Raw genomic sequence first — 20,013 nt, 5'->3', positions numbered from 1 at the left:
CTGGGATAGCCGGTCGGTGCCGGCAGGGGCCCACCGTGCGGCAGGATAACCGTGCGGCGGGATAGACGACGGGCCGCCCCGCCCGTGAAGGGGGCGGGACGGCCGTACGGTTCAGGCGTTTTATGCCTTGGCTACGCTAATGCTCAGCTCGGCTGCTTCGCTCAGCTGCAGGGACACGGCGAGGGTTTCACCGGTCACCAGTGCTTCGTTGGCGCGCAGAGCTGCCAGAGTTTCCTCCGGTGCAGCGATGCTCAGGTTGATGCGGTCCGCAACGTTCAGGTCGGCGTCCTTACGAGCCTGCTGAATAGCGCGGATGGTGTCGCGGGCGATACCTTCGGCAACCAGCTCGTCAGTCAGCTCAATGTTGAGGACCAGGAAACCACCGGGTAGAACCGCAGCCGCAGTGTGCTCAGCACCCTCAGCGTCAGCGGCAACCACGGTTGCCAGCTCGTATTCGCCCTCTTCCAGAGCCAGGCCGCCGTCCAGAGCTGCCACGCCGACCAGGACGGTACCGTCCTCGGTCACGGTCCAGTCACCGGACTTGGATGCCTTAATGGCAACCTGCACCTGCTTGCCCAGGCGCGGACCTGCCGCACGTGCGTTGACCTTCAGCTGCTGGGAGATGCCGTAGTCAGCGGGGTCGACGGTATCGGCGCTGACCAGCTCCACCTGGCGCAGGTTCAGCTCGTCCTCGACGATGTTCGCGAAGTACTCCGCGCCCTTCTCACCGAAAGCGGTACCCAGGGCTGCGAACTGCTCGGGTGCGATCGCCACGGTCATCTTCTGCAGCGGCTGGCGCACGCGGATCTTCTTTTCCTTGCGCAGTGCCGAACCGGCGGAGCAGACCTCACGCACGGTCTGCATGAGAGCCAGCAGGTCGGACTCGTCAGCGAAAGCGGATGCCTCGGGCCAGTCAGCCAGGTGCACGGAGCGTTCACCGGTGAGGCCGCGGTAGATTTCCTCGCTGCTGAGCGGCAGCAGGGACGCGGCGACCTTCGACACGGTCACCAGTGCGGTGTAGAGGGTGTCGAATGCGTCGGTGTCTTCGTTGAAGAAGCGCTCGCGGGAGCGGCGCACGTACCAGTTGGTCAGTGCGTCGGCGTACTGGCGCAGGGATTCGCAAGCGTTCCAGATGTCGTAGGAGTCCATCGCTACGGTGACCTGCTCGATGAGTTCGCGGGTCTTGCCGAGGATGAAGCGGTCCATCACGTGCTGCGAGTCGTACTTGAGCTTTGCGCTGTAGCCTTCGCCGTTGTTAGCGGCGTTAGCGTACAGGGCGAAGAAGTGGTAGACGTTCCACAGCGGCAGCATGACCTGGCGAACACCCTCACGGATGCCCTGCTCGGTCACGATCAGGTTGCCGCCGCGCAGAATCGGGGACGACATCAGGAACCAACGCATCGCGTCGGAGCCGTCGCGGTCGAGAACCTCGGAGACATCCGGGTAGTTACGCAGGGACTTGGACATCTTCTGACCGTCCGAGCCGAGCACAATACCGTGGCTGATGACGTTCTTGAACGCGGGACGGTCGAAGAGCGCGGTCGCCAGTACGTGCAGCACGTAGAACCAGCCGCGGGTCTGACCGATGTACTCGACGATGAAATCTGCCGGGTAGTGGTTCTCGAACCATTCCTGGTTCTCGAAGGGGTAGTGCACCTGTGCGTAGGGCATGGAGCCGGAGTCGAACCAGACGTCGAGCACGTCTTCCACGCGGCGCATGGTGGACTTACCGGTCGGGTCGTCCGGGTTCGGGCGGGTCAGCTCGTCAATGTACGGGCGGTGCAGGTCGGGTTCGCCGTCCTTGTTCAGGGGCAGGCGGCCGAAATCTGCCTTGAGCTCTTCGAGGGAGCCGTACACGTCCATGCGCGGGTAGTTCGGGTCGTCCGAAACCCACACGGGGATCGGGGAACCCCAGAAGCGGTTACGGGAGATGGACCAGTCGCGTGCGTTCTCAACCCACTTGCCGAACTGGCCGTACTTCACGTTTTCCGGGATCCAGTTAATCTGCTTGTTCAGCTCGTACATGCGGTCCTTGAAGTCGGTGACCTTCACGTACCAGGAGGTGATTGCACGGTAGATGAGCGGGGTGCGGCAGCGCCAGCAGTGCGGGTAGGAGTGCACGTAGGACTTCTCGCGGATCAGCACATCGTCTGCCTTGAGGGCGTTGATGATGGTGCGGTTCGCGTCGAATGCCTGCACGCCTGCAATCTCAGCCAGGGCGGTGGTGCCGGAGGCGGTGGGCTCGGCGAAGAGGTTCAGGAACTTTGCGCCTTCGTCGAGGGAGAGGATCACGGGGATGCCGTAGCCTTCACAGACCTTCTGGTCGTCTTCACCGTAGGCGGGTGCCTGGTGGACGATGCCGGTACCGTCACCGGTGGTGACGTAGTCGGCGACGAGGATCTGCCAGGAGGTTTCGGTGCCCCACTTTTCGGCGTCTGCGAAGTAGTCCCAGAGCGGGGTGTAGCGTACGTGCTCGAGCTGGGAGCCGGTGTAGCGTGCGGTGACGGCTGCGTCTGCGTCCTTTTCGGGCTGGTCACCTTCGTAGCCGAGGTCCTTGGCGTAGGAGCCGAGCAGCTCGGAGGCGATCAGGAAGGAGCGGCCCTCGAACTTGCCTGCGCCGGGTACGACGGAGTATTCAATCTCGGGTCCGACAGCGAGCGCCTGGTTGGTGGGCAGGGTCCAGGGGGTGGTGGTCCATGCGAGTGCTTCGACGCCGTCGAGTTCTGCGGCAACCTTCTCGTCAGCACCGAGGGCGGTGTCTGCGGTGAGGCGGAATGCGACGGTGACGGTCTGGTCCTGGCGGTCCTTGTACACGTCGTCGTCCATGCGCAGCTCGTGGTTGGAGAGGGGGGTCTCGTCCTTCCAGCAGTAGGGCAGCACGCGGAAGCCCTGGTAGGTCAGGCCCTTGTCGTAGAGGCGCTTGAATGCCCAGATGACGGACTCCATGTACTCGACGTTCAGGGTCTTGTAGTCGTTTTCGAAATCGACCCAGCGCGCCTGGCGGGTGACGTACTTTTCCCACTCGTTGGTGTACTTGAGCACGGATGCGCGGGCAGCGTCGTTGAAGTTGTCGATGCCCATTTCGAGGATTTCGCGCTTGTCGGTCATGCCGAGCTGCTTCATTGCCTCGAGTTCTGCGGGCAGGCCGTGGGTGTCCCAGCCGAAGCGGCGTTCTACCTTGTGGCCGCGCTGAGTCTGGTAGCGTGCGACGAGGTCCTTGGCGTAGCCGGTGAGCAGGTGGCCGTAGTGGGGCAGGCCGTTAGCGAAGGGAGGGCCGTCGTAGAAGACGAATTCGTTTTCGCCGTTTTCGCCTGCGGGGCGGTTCTCGACGGATGCGGAGAAGGTGTTGTCCTTCTTCCAGTAGTCGAGGACTGCCTCTTCGAGTGCGGGGAACTTGGGCGATGCGGTGACGCCGCTTCCTGCGGCTTCGAAGGCGCTCGCCTTGGGGTAAACATGGGACATGTGTTTGTGCGCCCTTATCTGTTGTTCTCAACGCTGAGAGGTTGGGGCGACAGGGTACGTAGCACTCGTCGTCCGCACCGTTTCAGCGGGTGAGGATTGACATGACGGGTGCAAGGACGCCTAGGCATCGCTGACTTGCCCGGGTTGTGCCGGGGGTCGGGATGCGGCGCGGTACCACCTTGCTTACTGATTTAACAGCTCAACGCACCGAACCCTCCCGGGGCTAGCGGGGTGTCGCGTGTCCGCGATACCTAGCCACCGGAAGAGCGGCGCGTTGGGCGGGTATCAGTCGCTTATTACAGCTATATCGGGCTTAACCGTCCGGTTCTACTGGGACTACATCTCTTCCGCTAAGACACCCTCGCCGCAGCGATTGGCGGGTGCCCGCAGGTGCGGTCCGTTCTTCCGAATTGCTCGCCGGTGATGGCCGGGTCGTTGCAAACACTAATAGTTTATGTGGCTTTTGTGCCTGTATGCAACCCCGCGGGGTGTGGGTTTGAACAGTACTATTCAGATGCGCCGATGCCGGGGACACAAAACAGAATGGTTCTTCGTTCGGCGATATTTAGAGCGAGTAGGGGGCTTAAGGGGTCTTGCCTCACCCCACGCTCGGGCGTGTTTAAGGATGTATGTTTTTGCATTCCCCCGGTGTTGCTTTAAGTGGGTTTCGATTTTTTCGTGGGAGCCCATGGGATTGCAGTCAGTGCAACCACAAGATATGGGGTGAACACCGATGTAATTCCACTAGATATTCACCCCTGCACGTTTTCATCTCTTCAACACCCCGTGTGGGAACCGGTTTTTCTGAATGATTCAGCAATGCATAGCGGGTGAATAGAGTGCATATTTGGGAATTGTTGAGCGGGTTTCCCCTTATTGAATCGGGTATTTCTTCTGGGCTTTTGAAGACTTTCTTACGACCAGAAGGTTGAGCCAACCATCCTCCTCTCCCCCACCCTTGGAAACACTGAGGCGCAGCTCTTTCATTTTCCAAGTCATAAATATGATTGAAATCACTTAGCTCAACATGCACGCAACCCTCTCACGGAACAGTTGCCTCCATCAAACAGCTCCTCACTAACAGGGTGTAGCCGCAATACTTTACAGTGATTGATATCTTGAGTGATCCATAGACTCACAGAGATTACTAAGGTGTATTTTCGTACATTTTGAGTTCAAAATAGTCTAAAATGAATCGTGCAACACATCAATGATGATTCGATAGTATTACCTACCCTCTCACCGGGGTGTGAACATAGCAGTCTCAACGATGAGTTCACCGCGTATCCGTTCGCTCCACCAGCAGCATGTACGCGCCCGAGGTCACTTCCGGATTTGGGCTGAAACCGCGGCATTTGCCCGAAGTTTTATCCCCTTTCACGGCCTCACCCAACACGCCATACAACCACGCGCCCGCCGCCGGGTGCCCCGAGCCCGCCTCGGCATAATTCAAGGAGTTCACCGATGCTCTCACCCTCTTCGAGCACCCGTTCCGCCGCTTCCCGTCTAATGAACCGCCGCGCCCTACTGCTCGGTGGCGCGGTTTCCCTCATGGCCGGTTGCGCCTCCGATATTCGCCCGTTGAGCGAAGAAGCAAAAGCGAAGGTCGGCTCCCCCACCCCTTCCGCGAGCGCGACCGCTTCTGCGTCTAGTTCGCCGTCTGCTTCACAGTCTGCTTCGGCGACCGCATCAGCAAGCGCTAAGAGCAGCTCGTCCAGCGCGGCACGCGTACCCGTATCTGAGGATGCACTCGTTGAGGGTTGGGAAAAGTACCCCGGCCCTCTGAAACTGACCGGCGAATACATGGGCGAGTACCAGTCCGCAACGGATTCTTCCCCTGCGAAGAACGTACCTAAGCCCCTCAAGACCGTTCCGCACCGTGAAGAACCGACCTTCCAGGGCGCCTACGAGACGTTGCGTGCCTACTACAGTGCTCAGATCACTGCACTCAAGGATGGCCACTATGCAGATCAGGCGATTGAGCTGACCTACCCGGCAGACAAGAGCGCCATCGACGAGGTTAAAGCAGTCAAGGAACTGTATGAGCAGAACGGCTGGTACATGGACTTCACGTGCAGCATTTCCATGCGGAATACGGAGCCTCGAACCGCTCTGAAGAACGGTGACGGCTACGTAGAAATCATGATGGACGCCAAGTATTCTGCCACCGCCATCCATCAGCCGGATGGCACCGAGCGCAAGATACCGGCGATTACTCAGGTAGCCATTCCGCACGTGATGCTCTACACCGAGGGTAAGTGGTGGCGAATCGGCAACGATTATCTGAACGAGCGTCTGAATGGCGGCAAGGGCTCTTCCGACTCTTCTAGTTCCGCTGGTTCCAGTTCCGCAGGTTCTAGCGGTTCTTCGTCCTCGGGTCGCGGCTCCACTAAGGTCTAAATCCGCAGGGGTCTAATACCCTAGTCGAGAGCAGCCCGTCTCATCAATTCCATATGCACTAGCCCAAAGTCGAGGAGGCGCACTCCCCTGCACCTCACCGACTTTGGGTTATTGCGTCTTAAAGACAATGTTCAGGGTTTTTTGACGAAGTTTTAAAACCAGTCTTCTATAGTAAGAAGTGGATACTTCATACCGCCGCAGTTCACGCTCCGGCACACCCGTATCCCGGTACCCCCCCCCTGTACCGCGCACCATACAAAAACGATGAGGCGGATCCTTTCGTACGCATCACAGCGTTGTGAAGCGAGCTACCTCGATCAACCACTTTCAGGAGATACCATGTCCTTCCGGCCGAGTGCACACACCAGCTTCTCTGCTAACGACCGAAACGGATTGACCCGCCGCGCCGTTCTTTTTGGCGGTCTGACCGCCGGTGCTTTGACTCTAGCAGGATGCGCCTTCAACAAGGATATTCGCCCCACCGGTAGCGGCGACACTTTCTCCGGCTCCCCGAGCGCCTCTCCCTCGGCGTCTGCGTCGGCCTCGCCTTCTGAGTCTGCCTCGGCTTCGGCATCCGCTTCGTCTTCGTCCTCGTCAAGCCGTAACAGTGCGAAGATTATTCCGTCCGACGAATTCTTGAAGGACTATAAGAAGTACATTGGCGACGTCAAGTACGAGTACAAGCCCGCCATTGCGCACTATGTTGAGCCGACCGACACCTCCCCCGCGAAGAACGTTCCGATCCCGGTCATTGATACTGTGGCTCAGCGTACCGTCAGTCTCGAGGGCGCCTACAAGACCCTGGCTGCTTACCAGAGCGCGTACATCGCTGCGATGTACAACGGCGACCTGCAGTACCTCAAGGGTCTGGTCCACGGCGCTGACAGCGGTCTGGTCAACAACCTGAAGGCTATTGCTAAGCTCTACGCTGCGGGCGGTTGGACTAAGGACTACGAGAGCAAGCTGAGCATCCGTGACGATCTCGATGCGAAGGCTCTTGCCTCTTCCGATTTGGCTGTTGTGGCGTTCCCCTGCCGGGATGTCGTCAAGGAATACACCATCTACCAGAAGGGCACCGGTGAGGTTCAGAAGGCAAGCACCCTGGATGTCGTTATCTATGTGGTGTACGCCGAGGGCAAGTGGCGCGTGACCAGCCGCGAGTACTTCGTGTCCCAGTACAGCGACCAATTCCGCAAGGTCTTTGAGGGTCCCTCCTCATCGGCTTCGGCAAGCAAGTCCAGCGGTGGCGGCTCCGGCAGCTCCGGTGGCTCTAGCTCCGGTAGCAGCAGCGATTTCAAGGTCTAGGCTCTGAGACTCTAAGCTCCAAGATTAGGATTTGAGCGCAACACCCCTGACGAAAGCGGGGCGGGTATCAACTGATACCCGCCCCGCTTTCGTATGTTTTTGTGCCGCTGTTTTTGCTCCGCGGCGCTCCCGGCGCGGCAATATGACCCGGCACAGCAACAGCCCCGCTCCTTGGCAACTAGGAAAACCAAGGATGCGGGGCTGCGCAATACTATCTAGCGCACCGCCTCTAGGAGGTGGAACGTTCACGCAGACGCTCGTGAACCTCGCTCACAAAGCGGTTCTGATTATCGCGAGCATAATGCACGACCTCACCTATGACGGTAATAGCCGGCGCCCTAACCGATGCGCAATCTGCCTGAGCGTTCTCAAGGGTCGTGACAGTCACGCGCTCCTTCTCAGAGAAACCGTTCTCAATGGTTGCCAGCGGCGTGTCAGCCTCAATCCCACGAGAGAGCAGAGACGCCACCGTATCGGGCAGGGTACGAACGCCCATCAGCAGCACCACGGTGCCCTGGGCACGCAGGGTCGCCTCAACCGCCGACACTTCGGTCTCCGACAGGCCGGAGTGACCAGAAATGACGGTGAAAATCGAGGACACCTTACGCAGGGTCACCGGAATCGCCGCACGCGCAGGAACCGCAATGGCGCTGGTAATGCCGGGGATAACCTCAGCCTCCAGGCCTGCGGCGATGCACGCATCCAGCTCTTCAGCGCCGCGACCGTACACGTACGGGTCGCCACCCTTCAAACGCACCACGGTCTTACCCGAAAGCGCGTAATCAATCATGAGCTGCTGAATGCGGGACTGCGGAACAGCGTGCTTGCCGGGAACCTTGCCCACATCAACAATGAGGGCGTTCGGCGCGTACTCACCATACTCCTGCGGGGCGAGGTGATCCAGAAGGACCACGTCCGCCTCACTCAGGGCACGTGCCGCACGCAGGGTCAGCAGGTCAGCGGCACCGGGGCCGCCACCCACAATGTAGACCTTGCCGGGGTTCTCAGCAGGCTCGCCGGGCAGAAGAATGCCGCGTTCCGTCACGCTATCGTCCAGGGTGTGCCCGGGCGCCCCGCCCGCGAGGATTTCGTCAATAGTGGCGAACTCGCGGGGCGGGAACGGAGGAATCTTCGGGCACATACTACGCTGCCGGGACCGGGTTGAGGTCACTGGGCTTGCCCACGGGAATCTTGGCACCGGTCAGCAGGACGGTGTTGGACTCGCCAGCTTCTGCCACCGCAATTTCCTCGGGGGTTGCGGGGCGAATCTGCTCGCGCTCCAGCACATACAGGTGCGAACCCTCGTCGCTGCCGTTGGGCTCGTTGATGAAGGCGCGGAAGCGGCGCAGACGGCGCTCGTCGCGCAGGGTTGCTGCCCACTCGTCCTCGTAGGAGTCAACGTGACGCTGCATGTCGCGCTCCAGGTCCTCGCACACGCCCAGGGAGTCCTCAATGAGGACGGACTGCAGGTGTGCCAGACCGTCGCCGTGCTCCTCATCCAGATCCTCGAGCCAGCGAGCGGTACGCTGCAGCTTGTCTGCGGTACGGATGTAGTACATCAGGTAGCGGTCAATGTAGCGGATGATGTCCTCGCTGGAGGCGTCCTTGACGAAGAGGCGACCGTGAGCGGGGTTTGCACCACCGTTACCGCCCAGGTACAGGTTCCAGCCGTTGGTGGTTGCAATCAGACCAACGTCCTTGCCCTGTGCCTCAGCACATTCACGGTTACAACCGGAAACGCCGAACTTGAACTTGTGCGGGGAACGCAGACCGCGGTAACGGTTCTCCAGCTGGATTGCCATGCCGGTAGAGTCCTGAACACCGAAGCGGCACCAGGTCGAACCCATGCAGGACTTCACGTTACGCAGGGACTTACCGTATGCCTGACCGGATTCGAAGCCGGCATCCACCAGGCGCTCCCAAATGTAGGGCAGCTGCTCCAGGCGAGCACCGAACATACCGATACGCTGCGCACCGGTAATCTTCACATACAGACCGAACTCTTCAGCGACCTCTGCGATGACGCCCAGCTTCTTAGCGGGAATCTCACCTGCAGGAATACGCGGAACGACGGAGTAGGTACCGTTCTTCTGCATGTTCGCCAGTGCGCGGTCGTTGGTCTCCTGAATACCACCGCGGCCTGCGTCCAGGACGTAGGAGTTGCGGAAGGAGGAGAGAATCGACGCAACGGTCGGCTTACAGATTGCACAGCCGTCGCCACCGCGGCCGAAGCGTGCCAGAACGGAGTCAAAGTCGTCCAGGTTGGTCAGGCGCACAGCCTCAGCCAGCTCCGCACGGGAGAAGTCGAAGTGCTCACACAGTGCCTTGGAGACGGTCAGACCCATCTTCTTCATCTGCTGTTCCAGAGTCTTCTGCAGCATCGGAACACAGGAACCACACTGGGTACCCGCGGTGGTGCAGGACTTCAGGGATGCAACATCGTGGTTGCCGTCAACGATAGCCTCGCGGACAGCACCGAAGCTGATGTTGTTGCAGGAACACAGGATTGCGTCGTCGGGCAGTTCGGTGTCGGGGATGCCGTCGCCGCCGCCAGCTGCGGTCAGGTAAACGTTCGGTTCAGCGGGCAGTTCGCGGCCGAGCAGGGGCTTAAGGGAGTCGAAGGGAGCGGTGTCACCGACGAACACGCCACCGAGCAGGGTCTTTGCGTCGCCGCTAGTCACGATCTTCTGGTACATGCCGCGTGCGGGGTCTGCGAACAGAACCTCGAGGCAACCCTCGGTGGTGCCGCGGCGGTCACCGAAGCCAGCGACCTGAACGCCGGAGAACTTCAGCTTGGTTGCGATGTCGAACTCTTCAACCTGAGCTTCTTCATTGTCGTTGAGCAGGTTAGCTGCCACAGCGTCAGCCATAGCGTTAGCCGGTGCGACCAGACCCCAGGTGCGGCCCAGTACGCAGGCGACCTCACCGATAGCCCAAATGTGCTCGTCGGAGGAGTGGCATGCGTCGTTGACGAGAATACCGCCGCGCTCGCCCAGTGCCAGGTCGGCGTCGCGTGCCAGCTCGTCGTTGGGGCGAATACCGGCACCGAAGACCACCATGTCGGCGGGCAGGGTGCGGATTTCTGCATCCTCAGAGGGAGAATCTGCGATGGAGACGGAGACGACGTTGCCGTCAGCATCCTTGTTGATGCCGGAGATGTACACGCCGGTCTCAATCTCAATGCCGGTTGCCTTAATCTGGGCATTCACGGCGTAACCGCCGCCCTGGTCAACCTCAACGGAGAGCAACCAGGGAGCCACATCCAGAATGGTGGGCTCTGCGCCCAGGTCCTTCAGACCCTCAGCTGCTTCGAGGCCGAGCAGACCGCCACCGACGACAATACCGCGGGGTGCGCGGCCGAGGGTGTCCTGCAGGCGGTTAACCTCGGAGACCATGTTCTTCACGTCGTCAATGGTGCGGAAGACGTGTGCGGCGTCCGAGTTAAGAATGGGGATACGAACCGCGCGGGAACCGGTCGCGAAGACCAGTACGTCGTAGGGGTACTCGTTGCCCTCGGTGTCGGTGACGACGCGGCGGGTGCGGTCAAGCTTCTCTGCGTGGCAGTTGTTGACCAGGTTGATGTTCTCTGCATTCCACAGTTCGGGGTCACCGAGGGTCAGGTCCTTCTCGGTGTCCTTGAAAATCTTCTCGATAGCAACGCGGTCGTAGGGGATGTAGGGCTCATCGTTGAGGACGGTGATGGTGTCCGCTGCGCGACCGGCAGCTTCAGCGCCTTCGTGGTACGCGCGTACAAAACGCCACGCAGCGGGGCCTGCGCCGACAACGAGAATGTTGCGGGGGGTGTGCGACATGGATTTTCCTTCCTAGTTGTAATGCAGGTAGTTCATGGCACTTATCTACCCTCAGTGTGCGGCTGGATCGTGCCCGGTATTGGAACTCCTAGTTTCCGTACCGTTGGGCTCGTACCTGATGCGTACCGAGTAGTTGGAGCGCCCGCTTCTTTAGAATGCATCTGAAAATTACGAAACATTTTTGTGTGGGATTATGTTGTTTTCTTCAGGCAGTCAAAAGGCGTTTTAAACTACGACTTTTATCGTACACTCTAGCGCGGGGTCGAAGCATCGAAAATCCGTATTTTTTGGGAAAATTTTCCAAAAAATCCGCGGAATACCGGGCTGGAATAGGGTATTCTCACCTTACCTGAAATTAAATTAGGTAAGGCTAATCTATGAAATTTGAGATCATCTTTTAGGGTAAAAATAACCTTTAGCACCCTCCGCGTGCCCCATTTCCAAATGTGGGTTTCATAAGGTAAACTCCAAACAAAGAACACACGAACCGCTATTGTGTCCTGCACCCCGCGCGGCGCAGACCACCACTTCGAAAGGAAACCCCCATGGCTGAGAACTGGGTACGCATCTGCGCCGAATCTGACCTCGAAGAAAACTGGGGTGAAGTCGCCCTGGTCGACGGCTACCAGTACGCCATCTACAAGACCAAGCACGGCATCTTCGCCGGCGACCACCTCGACCCGCACAGCCAGGCACTGGTCCTCGCACGCGGTATCGTCGGCGAGAAGAACGGCAACCCCACCATCACCTCCCCCCTCTACAAGGAGGTCTACGACCTGACCACCGGCGAGTGCGTCTCTGACCCCTCCTACTCCATCAAGGTCTACCCCGTAGAGGTCCGCGACGGCGACGTCTACCTCAAGACTGCCTAAGCACTCAGCTACTTCAGCTACATACAAAAAACCTCGGGAGAATCACCTCCCGAGGTTTTTGTATGGATTTTCAGAAGCCCCTCATCAGGTGAGTGAACAGCGAGCGCACTAGCCTGATTTTAAGTCATCTAGGCGGCATCCAGCTGGGCAATAGCGGCATCCATGCGGTCAATAAAGCACTCCGCCACCACGGCAGCAGAAGCACCACCCTGCGCGTTCACCAGCGGCGCGGCAACCTTCACCGGCACACCGGTCGACTCAGCATCACGGCGCATCTTACCGGAGAAGAAACCATCCGCCAGCAGGTAAGTCGCGGCAAACTTAGGCTGATGTTCGGCAACGACCTCGTGGAACTTTGGATCGATAGCGGCAATAAAGCCGTGATGTACCGGAGCGTTCAGCTCGTCAGCCAGCAGCTCAGCGGCACGCTCCATATCGGCACGACCATCGGCGCGGGAAGAACCAGCGGCACCCTGCACCACAGGGCCGTCGCCGGGAGTCCAACCAGCCTCTTCCAGGCGGGCGCGGGTCAGAGCGGCAAGACGTGCATCCGGTCCCAGAGACTCGCCAATACTAATACGCTCAATACCGCTATTGCGTGCGGCACGACGCAAATCCACCTGAGTGTGGAAGCCGGTCGACAGCAGAATCGGCACGATCACGCAGGGCTCATCATTGGGCAGAGAGGCTGCGGCATCATCAACGCTGGGAGATTCCACATCCACATATGCGGCGTGGACACGGTACTCCACACCGTCATTACGCTGGGCAAGCAGGAACTTGATCTGCTCACGAATCAGCGTGATAGCTTCACGACCGGCGACCGAGTCAGTGCCGTGCGAAGTTGCGATTACATTCAGAATAGTCATATTTCCATTGTATGAAAGGAACACCCCGCTCCCCCACTCATGAACACGAGTGGCGAAGCGGGGTGTTGCACGAAGGCTAAATTTTAGCTCTTGCGGCGGCGAGCCACGACCAGTGCGGTACCCGCAGCCAGGGTGATAGCACCAGCTGCTGCGGCGAACATAGCGCCGGATGCGCCGGTCTGTGCCAGCTTGGAGGAGGAGCTACCGGAGGTCGAGGAACCACCTGCGGAAGAACCACCGTTAGAGGAACCGCCGTTGGAGGAGCTGCTCACACCCAAGTTGTCGGAGGCGCCGGAACCTGCGTCAGAACCGCCGTTGGAGCCACCCTTGTGGCCGGCTGCGTTCTGGTCAGCGGTGCTGCTCTCAGAAGCAGAAGCGCTCGCGGATGCAGACTCGCTTGCGGACGCACTCGAAGAAGCAGACGCACTAGCCGATGCGGTCACCGATGCGCTGCTGGAGCTGCTTGCGGAGCTCGACGCGCTCACAGACGCGCTCGAAGAAGCAGACGCACTAGCGGACGCCGATGCAGACGCGCTCACCGAGGGAGGCGCTGCGGGAACGCTCGGAACCGCGGTCGGGGATGCGCTCACCGATGCGCTCGGGGTTGCAGAAGCACTCGGGGCTACAGAAGGTGCCACGGATGCGGTCGGCAGAGACGGCGAGGTGGGCTCCTCCGAAGGCACTACGGTGGGTTCTGCAGTCTTGGTGGGCTCAGCAGTCGGTTCTGCGGTTGCAGTGGGCTCAGCCGTTGCCGAAGGCTCCGCGGTGGGTTCTGCAGTTGCCGAGGGCTCAGCAGAAGGCACGACGGTCGGAGCGACGGTCGGCTCAGCAGACGGGGCTTCGGTCGGTGCCACGGTGGGCGCGACGGTCGGCTCAGCAGACTTAGTGGGCTCTGCGGTCGGTGCCACGGTGGGTGCGACAGTCGGCTCAGCAGGCTTAGTCGGCTCAGCGGTGGGCTCTGCGGTAGGAGCAACGGTCGGCTCGGGTGCCTTAGTCGGCTCAGCAGTCGGTGCCACGGTCGGAGCTACGGTGGGAGCAACGGTAGGCTCAGCAGACTTGGTGGGCTCGGGTGCCGGGGTCGGTGCCGAGTTCGCTGCCAGGCGGTTCAGCCACAGCTGATCCTCGTAGGTGTTCGGGTTCTCGAAGCTGGTCGGGTAGATAATATCGCCGTTGGGCAGTTCGAGAGCGTTGTAGCCGCCGCTCTTGTCGGTCTTGCGCATCGAGGAGAGCACCACCTCGTTCACCTTGTTCAGGGTCTCATCCATGAACACCAGGCGGGAGCCGGATGCGTCCACCACAACCACGTTACCCGCGCGGGTCAGGAACATGGTGGCAACCTCGGTCTTCTCGAAGCCCTCAAGGGTTGCGGACTCACGGACCACGCTGAAAGTGCCGTTCTCGTACTTGAGGATCTGCACCTTACCGCCGTACCAGTTGTTCCAACGGTAAATGTAGCCCTTGGGGCTGACCAGGGTCGAGGGCAGGGCGGTGGTGTACCCCTCGGGCGAGGAGTTCGGCACCAGGGACACGCCGTTGCTGCTCATGTGCAGCAGGTGACCCTTCTGAACCACCTTTTCGCCGGCCGCATCGTAGATGGAAGTCGACGGCGCGTACACGAAGCTGCCGTCGGGCAGCGGTGCGAGGGTCACGGTGTTGTTGGAGAACGAATCACCGTAGTACTCGTCGAGCGAGTAGGCGTTCACAACCTGCGGGTCGATCGAGTCGGGCTTCGGCAGAGCCTGCGAGGTTGCCTTGCCGGATGCGTCAATGATGGTGAGCTTGCCGCCGCCCTGGCCGTCAATGCTGACGATACCCCAGGTGTTGTTGGCGGGGTTGTAGCCGATTGCCTTGACGGTGGTGGTGCCGAGGTCTGCGTTGGAGTAGGTGCCGGAGGAGACGAGCTTACCTTCAGCGGTTACGGTGTACAGCTCGGGCTTGTTGGTCTCGCTGTTGATGACGAGCATGCGGTTGCCGTCAGCATCCACGGCGAAAACGCCCTTGTTGGCCTTCAGTACGCCGGTGTCGGTCATCTTCAGGTTGGAGCTGGTCAGCACGGTGTAGGTGGTGTCGCCGCCGAAGCTCGGGGGTGCCACGTGCACGATGTGGTTCTGGCCCAGACGTGCGGTGTTCTGGGGCTGGTTCACGCCCGCGCCGGTGTTGTAGGACTCAGCGACGCTGTAGGCGCTCTTGGGGGTGTTAGCTGCGCTACCGTTGTAGGAGATGCTCAGCGGGTCGAGGCTGGCGCCTTCGTTGTAGAAGTCGGAGAAGGCGTGGTTACCGTCGGCGGTCAGGTTCGCGGAGATGCCGCTGATGCTGACCACACCGTCCTTCTCGCTCTGCTTGGCGGTGCCGGTGCTCAGGGTCGCCATCTTGACTTCCATGGGGCCCTCGAACTTGCCGGAGGCGTAGTTTTTGGTGCGCACGGTCATGTAGAGGGAGCCGGTGCCGTCAGCAAGGTTCAGTTCCACGCGGGGGTTGGAGAAGGTGAGGTTCAGGGCGCAACCAGTTTCGGGGTCTTGACCTTCGGCGCAGTGGCCGGTGAACCAGAGGCGGCCGGCAGCCTGCAGGGTGACCTGCTTGCCGTCTTCAGAGACGGTGGTGGAGGTCGGGGTGAAGGTGAACTGCTTTGCAGTTGCGTCCCAGGCTGCGCCGTCGGTCATTTCGCGGGGCATACCGTTGTAGGACAGGAAGGAGGCGCGCACGCCCCAGCCGAAGGACGCGCCTGCAGTTGCCTGGTCGCCTGCAGCGACGTTCTGTGCGGCAACGTTCTGGGCAGCGATATTAATGTTCTCGGCGAGAACGGGTGCCAGGGGCAGGGCGACAGCGCCAGCGACAGCGAGGGCGCAGGCTCCCTTGGAGAGGCGGGTGCCAGATGTGAAAATCTTCATTGGTGTGTATCCATACTATCGACACTGTTAGGACAGGCTTACTATATCGATAGCGTGAGTATTTCTCAACATCAGGTTCCAAGAAACCGTTTTGTGACAAACCACCCCACAGCACACCGACAGGGCAATACCCCCTCAACAGGCAACAGGGGCCGCTACTCCCCCACCCCCTACGCGACTAATCCTTCTTCGAGGTATGCATGCGTGACATGCCCAGAGCACCAAGAATCAGGCCACCGCCCAGGGTCACCAAAATCGGCAGAAGAGGCGAACTCTTATCCATGTTGCGGGTAATCTGCGCCTCCGTTGCCTTCACACCGTTCGGCGATCCAGGCTCAGTACGAACCTGAGAGGAAGAACCATTCAGAATCGCGGCACGGCGAGACTGCGCCGCCGAATCAGTACCCGAAGGTAGGTTAGAATCGGGGGTCGCAACCCGAACAGGCTGCGCCTCCTCAGTGCGGTACCCCAGAGCCGAGGAAGACTCGGTAGCGGAACCACCCGAGGGGCGCGGAATAGAAATCGTGGCGTCATTAGTACCCGGAGCCATGGCGGTATCAGCCTGAATACCGCGGGTCTTAGACTTAGAACCCGCAGCGGGTGCCTTCGCGCCGGATGCGTTCGCAGTCTCAGAGGCAGTCGAAGGAGAGGCGGAAGAAGCCGCAACCGGCTTCCCCTCACTCTTAGACGAAGGACCGGACGACGACCCGCCATTCTCAGAGGATGCCTGAGTCACCGTAAAACGCACCGTATTGAGCTGAAGGTTACCGTCACCGGCAGCATCAAAAGCCGCCACCAGGTACGTCTTACCAATCTGTAGGGACGCACCGGGCACACCAATCACCGCTTCGAAAGCGCCCGCAGAAATCGATTCCGGACTAACGTGCACAATGGCGAGCGCGTCACCCACAGTGTTGCCGTTGGAGTCGATTTCCATGACGATCAGGTCGTAACCCTTGTCATTCTGGGGGAAGTTCGTGGCACGGACCGTAACAGGCTTCGTATCATCCCGAGAGTCACCCTGCGAATCCTGAATGGACAGGTACGCCTTGCCCTTGCGCTGATTCGTCGGGTCATACACGCTATTGTCTTCGGAGATAACGTACTGGCCAGAATCCTTGTTCTGCGGGTTGTCTACGGTACGGCGGACCGTGTCAGTAGCGGTAGGCGAAGGCAGGCTCACTGCCCCGGGGCTGGGGGTGGCAGTCTCTTCGGGGGCTCCTCCCTCTTCACGCTCAATGTCGACCGGCGGCTGGGTGGGCTTTACCTTACCGTTGCGCGGGTCAGCAGCCTGGACCAGGCGGTTCCCCTGCTCGGTCACAAAAAATTCGTAGGAGGCGCCGTGGACCGTATCCTCCAGAACGATCACGTACATGACGTTCGAGTCCGTTGCCGGGCTCATCAGGAGGTTCAGCTCCCCTTCCTTGGTTCCTTCAGAGAGGGCCGGGTTCTCCAGAATGGAGCCACCGTACTCGCCGGAAGGGGTGTAGAAGTTCACGTCAACTAGAACGCTGGAGGCCTCCAAATCTTCGGGGAAGCCTGTCCAGCGTAGCAGGTAACCACCATCCTTGAGCTGCGCCTTCATGGTGATTGTGGAGGCGGCACCCTGAACCTCCGGGTTCTGTTCAGTTTGATTCGGGGTCGCGTCCAGGGTCGTAGTTTTTTGCACGGCAGAGTGCGTCGTGACGGGCGCTTCCGTTGCGACAGAGGGTACAACAAGCCCGCACTGAAGCCCCGCAACCAAAATGGTTGCGGTGACAATACGGTGCTTCGCTGAATAAATACTCATGCAATGCATCTTTTCATGGTGGAAATGTGCGTGCTACTGCCCGTTCCTCATGTGCCGCACGGACTCCCGAGTGCGCCATGCACCCGGATTCGTCGTACCACACTCCGCTTCATATTTCAGGTGAAGAAGACCTGACAACAGCTCGCATCTATTTATCGGTTATTTCAACCCTATCACGAACCTTAAGGTTCACTCACGCGAGGGTAGAGTTTTTTTGAACACCCTGAACGCACGACTCGCCCCCTGGGATCTGCACCAACAGATAGCGGGGGTGAGTGTTCCTCATGAAACAACGAACATACTATGCGATGCCGTCAAAAAGCACGGATTAGGGGCGTTAGCCGCCGAGGACTCCCCTGCGGTGAGCCAGCCACGCGGCACCAACCACCAGCGCCAAACCGGTGCCTCCAAGAGCCCAGAAAGCTACACCGTGCTGCGCAACCTCTTCACTAGCGGGAGACTCCGCCGAAGCTGCAGCCTTCACGCCATCCTGACGCTCAGCATTCGCGGTGGAGCGCACCTGAGTGGTATTCGAGTTCACCGTAGCTGAACGATTATTAGGCTCCGAATGAACCACGGGGGTGAAACCCTTATTTCCGTTACCGGAAGCTGCCGATGCTGCCTTTTCTTCATCCGTCAAAGCATCCAGCTTCGCGGTAGCAGCGATAGATGCCGGATCAGAGCCCGAACTGTACGCCGAAATCTGATTGGTGCGAGTCGGCTCAAAAGCCGAACGCGGAGCCATCGTACGTGCCTGAGCCAAAGCCTGCAGAGCCTGACGCTGACGCTCAGCCTTCGCTTCCTTTGCCTTGGACATGGCGCTCACCGCATCCAGAGTGGAGCGGGGTGCGCTCGCGGCAGACTGACCCGAGCCCGACTGGGTGTCATCAGAACGAGTCGAGACGGCGCTAGTAGCAGCCGAGGGGCTACCCTGAGTGCTACCGGTCGCCTCGGCCGCATTGGCGCTGGGCGCGAGCGATGCGCTTGCATCCTGGCGGGACAGCTCATCCTTCGTCAAGGAGGTTGAGTTGCCGGTCGCCTCGCCACTGATCTTGAATCGCACCGAGACAACTTCTTCCGCATACTCAGTATCGTCCGCATGCACCAGGTAGGCGGTGTACACCGAGCCGGTCTTCAGAAGAGAGCCGGGCATGCCGACCTCTTCCTTGAACGCGCCATTCACAATGCGATCAGAGCTGATGTGCGTAATGGACAGCGCATCACCCTTATGGTTGCCACTCATATCGGTTTCAACCACAATCAGGTCGTAGCCAGCCGCATTCGCGGGCAGACGCGCTGCACTGATAGTCACCGGCTTGGTTTCCTTATCAGAGCGAACCTCAGCATAGGCGACCTTCAGTTCCGCAACACTCAGGGTCTGAGTATCGCGAGAAGAGGTCGATCCGCCGGGGACCTGCTCCAGCTTCTGCGTGTGGGTTTCGAGGTTCAGGTTTTCAGCAGACTCGGAAGGCACCTCAGTCTTAACCTTATCCTTGCTACCCTTCTGATCTGCAGCCTGCTGGTTCTTCTGCTCCTCTTCACGAAGCTTTTCCATCGTCTTTAGCTCGTCAATGGTCGGCACCTGGTGGGCGTTTTCCTTCTTGTCCACCATCACCTCGTCAGAGTCATCCTCAATCGGGATAGCGTGCGGAACGAGGGAACCCTCAGAAATCATGAATTCGCCATAGCCCGCGTCGGAGGTCGTCAGGTCCATGACGCTCATGGAGTAGTAGCCCTCCTGGGGCATCTGCGGCATCTCAAAGGTGACGAGCATCGAGCCGTCGTCCGCACGCTCAACCTGCATTGCGGAGGGCTCGTAAGTGTCAGACCCAAGCAACGTGCCAGTGGCGTCGTAGTACTGCATTACCAGGTACACCCTAGAGGCATCGCCCACGTAGCCGCCCTCATAGAGGGGGGCGAGCTTAATGGTTGCCTGACCGTCCTTGATGGACTGAATCTGAATCTCAATAGTGTCGACCTCAATTTCGAGGTCTTCATAGGGGCAACTCGATTCAAATTCGCTATTAACCAGAGCCGCCAGGCAATCATTCACGTTAATTGCTTCAGCCTCTACTGCGGAGGCGCCAGGAAGCATAAAAGTGCTTGCACCTAAAGCGGCTGCAAGCGAAAGAGCATGAATGCGTTTCGGAAGTCGAGTGATAGTCATGTGCGCCATTTCGATCGATGTAGGCGCAAAGCCTGGACTAGGGAAGGCTCACCACAAGCCCGGTGTTTCTATCCAAGTATTTGCGCACCAGTACGTCGGTTACACCCTAGCCTAACACGGATATTGCACTTAATGTTGCATTGCATTCATGTGCTAAAACTTTATGTCGCAATAATTACCGAAATAAAAGGGAATTAATTACTTTACTGAGATATAAATAACGCAAAATTCGAATGTCAAAATATATTCTCTAAAGTGCACCAAAAAGAGATTTTTACACCGCCCCAAGGCGCACCAGACCACCGCGCAATAGAGTCAAACATCCGGGCACGCAGAAGGCGCCCCACCGAACACGCACCCATACGGCACGCACCCGACAGAGCGCCTCCCACTCAACAACTCCCCTACAGAGAGCCACGCCTCACAGCGCTAAGCAACAAATAGCTGAC

General features: G+C 59.4%; 10 protein-coding genes. 3 read left to right on the top strand and 7 right to left on the bottom strand.

Translation table 11 applies throughout. The annotated features are described in order from the left end of the window. Window positions 1–120: 120 nt before the first annotated feature. Window positions 121–3,462 (bottom strand): isoleucine--tRNA ligase, encoded by a 3,342-nt coding sequence (gene ileS / locus HMPREF2712_RS06550; protein WP_070819556.1) that lies wholly within the window; start codon window positions 3,460–3,462, stop codon window positions 121–123. Between the two features lie 1,464 nt (window positions 3,463–4,926). Here ileS and HMPREF2712_RS06540 point away from each other — a divergent pair. Continuing rightward, the gene (locus HMPREF2712_RS06540; RefSeq protein WP_070819555.1) at window positions 4,927–5,862 is read left to right on the top strand and encodes a DUF6318 family protein; all 936 of its coding nucleotides are present in this window, start codon (window positions 4,927–4,929) and stop codon (window positions 5,860–5,862) included. A gap of 339 nt (window positions 5,863–6,201) precedes the next feature. Then, the gene (locus HMPREF2712_RS06535; protein WP_070819554.1) at window positions 6,202–7,167 is read left to right on the top strand and encodes a DUF6318 family protein; all 966 of its coding nucleotides are present in this window, start codon (window positions 6,202–6,204) and stop codon (window positions 7,165–7,167) included. Window positions 7,168–7,396: 229 nt separating this feature from the next. Here the strand turns inward: HMPREF2712_RS06535 and cobA are convergent, their stop codons facing one another. Both cobA and nirB read right to left on the bottom strand, forming a co-directional pair. Further along, window positions 7,397–8,308 carry a uroporphyrinogen-III C-methyltransferase gene (cobA, locus tag HMPREF2712_RS06530; RefSeq protein ID WP_049354524.1) on the bottom strand — a complete coding sequence of 304 codons (912 nt, stop codon included), beginning with the start codon at window positions 8,306–8,308 and terminating at the stop codon, window positions 7,397–7,399. A gap of 1 nt (window position 8,309) precedes the next feature. Beyond that, on the bottom strand, window positions 8,310–10,979 hold the full coding sequence (gene nirB / locus HMPREF2712_RS06525) for a nitrite reductase large subunit NirB (RefSeq protein WP_070819553.1): 2,670 nt from the start codon (window positions 10,977–10,979) through the stop codon (window positions 8,310–8,312). A gap of 545 nt (window positions 10,980–11,524) precedes the next feature. On the opposite strand from nirB, the gene nirD reads away from it, so the two are divergent. Then, complete coding sequence (gene nirD / locus HMPREF2712_RS06520; protein ID WP_005505749.1) at window positions 11,525–11,851, top strand: nitrite reductase small subunit NirD; 327 nt, start codon at window positions 11,525–11,527, stop codon at window positions 11,849–11,851. Window positions 11,852–11,979: 128 nt separating this feature from the next. On the opposite strand, the gene HMPREF2712_RS06515 is transcribed toward nirD, so the two are convergent. The 4 genes from HMPREF2712_RS06515 to HMPREF2712_RS06500 all read right to left on the bottom strand — a co-directional run bounded on the left by HMPREF2712_RS06515 (window position 11,980) and on the right by HMPREF2712_RS06500 (window position 19,492). After that, the gene (locus HMPREF2712_RS06515; RefSeq protein ID WP_246822811.1) at window positions 11,980–12,720 is read right to left on the bottom strand and encodes a sirohydrochlorin chelatase; all 741 of its coding nucleotides are present in this window, start codon (window positions 12,718–12,720) and stop codon (window positions 11,980–11,982) included. A gap of 83 nt (window positions 12,721–12,803) precedes the next feature. Beyond that, window positions 12,804–15,608, bottom strand: a complete 2,805-nt coding sequence (locus tag HMPREF2712_RS06510) for an HtaA domain-containing protein (protein WP_070819552.1) — start codon at window positions 15,606–15,608, stop codon at window positions 12,804–12,806. Window positions 15,609–15,786: 178 nt separating this feature from the next. Next, window positions 15,787–17,277, bottom strand: coding sequence for an enoyl-CoA hydratase (locus tag HMPREF2712_RS06505; protein ID WP_246828687.1), 1,491 nt, complete (start codon window positions 17,275–17,277; stop codon window positions 15,787–15,789). A 457-nt stretch (window positions 17,278–17,734) separates the two neighbouring features. Beyond that, window positions 17,735–19,492 (bottom strand): hypothetical protein, encoded by a 1,758-nt coding sequence (locus HMPREF2712_RS06500; protein WP_246828686.1) that lies wholly within the window; start codon window positions 19,490–19,492, stop codon window positions 17,735–17,737. Window positions 19,493–20,013 lie beyond the last annotated feature (521 nt).

This window comes from Rothia sp. HMSC064F07 (genome assembly GCF_001837265.1).
Lineage (GTDB): Bacteria > Actinomycetota > Actinomycetes > Actinomycetales > Micrococcaceae > Rothia > Rothia mucilaginosa.
Note: the sequence above shows the minus strand (reverse complement) of the source record. Positions and strands in the feature narration are given on the sequence as shown.

What these genes read in the sequence shown, in the direction of transcription:
- ileS (WP_070819556.1), bottom strand. Translation starts at nt 3,462, where the DNA reads ATGTCCCATGTTTACCCCAAGGCGAGCGCCTTCGAAGCCGCAGGAAGC.
- HMPREF2712_RS06540 (WP_070819555.1), top strand. Translation starts at nt 4,927, where the DNA reads ATGCTCTCACCCTCTTCGAGCACCCGTTCCGCCGCTTCCCGTCTAATG.
- HMPREF2712_RS06535 (WP_070819554.1), top strand. Translation starts at nt 6,202, where the DNA reads ATGTCCTTCCGGCCGAGTGCACACACCAGCTTCTCTGCTAACGACCGA.
- cobA (WP_049354524.1), bottom strand. Translation starts at nt 8,308, where the DNA reads ATGTGCCCGAAGATTCCTCCGTTCCCGCCCCGCGAGTTCGCCACTATT.
- nirB (WP_070819553.1), bottom strand. Translation starts at nt 10,979, where the DNA reads ATGTCGCACACCCCCCGCAACATTCTCGTTGTCGGCGCAGGCCCCGCT.
- nirD (WP_005505749.1), top strand. Translation starts at nt 11,525, where the DNA reads ATGGCTGAGAACTGGGTACGCATCTGCGCCGAATCTGACCTCGAAGAA.
- HMPREF2712_RS06515 (WP_246822811.1), bottom strand. Translation starts at nt 12,720, where the DNA reads ATGACTATTCTGAATGTAATCGCAACTTCGCACGGCACTGACTCGGTC.
- HMPREF2712_RS06510 (WP_070819552.1), bottom strand. Translation starts at nt 15,608, where the DNA reads ATGAAGATTTTCACATCTGGCACCCGCCTCTCCAAGGGAGCCTGCGCC.
- HMPREF2712_RS06500 (WP_246828686.1), bottom strand. Translation starts at nt 19,492, where the DNA reads ATGCTTCCTGGCGCCTCCGCAGTAGAGGCTGAAGCAATTAACGTGAAT.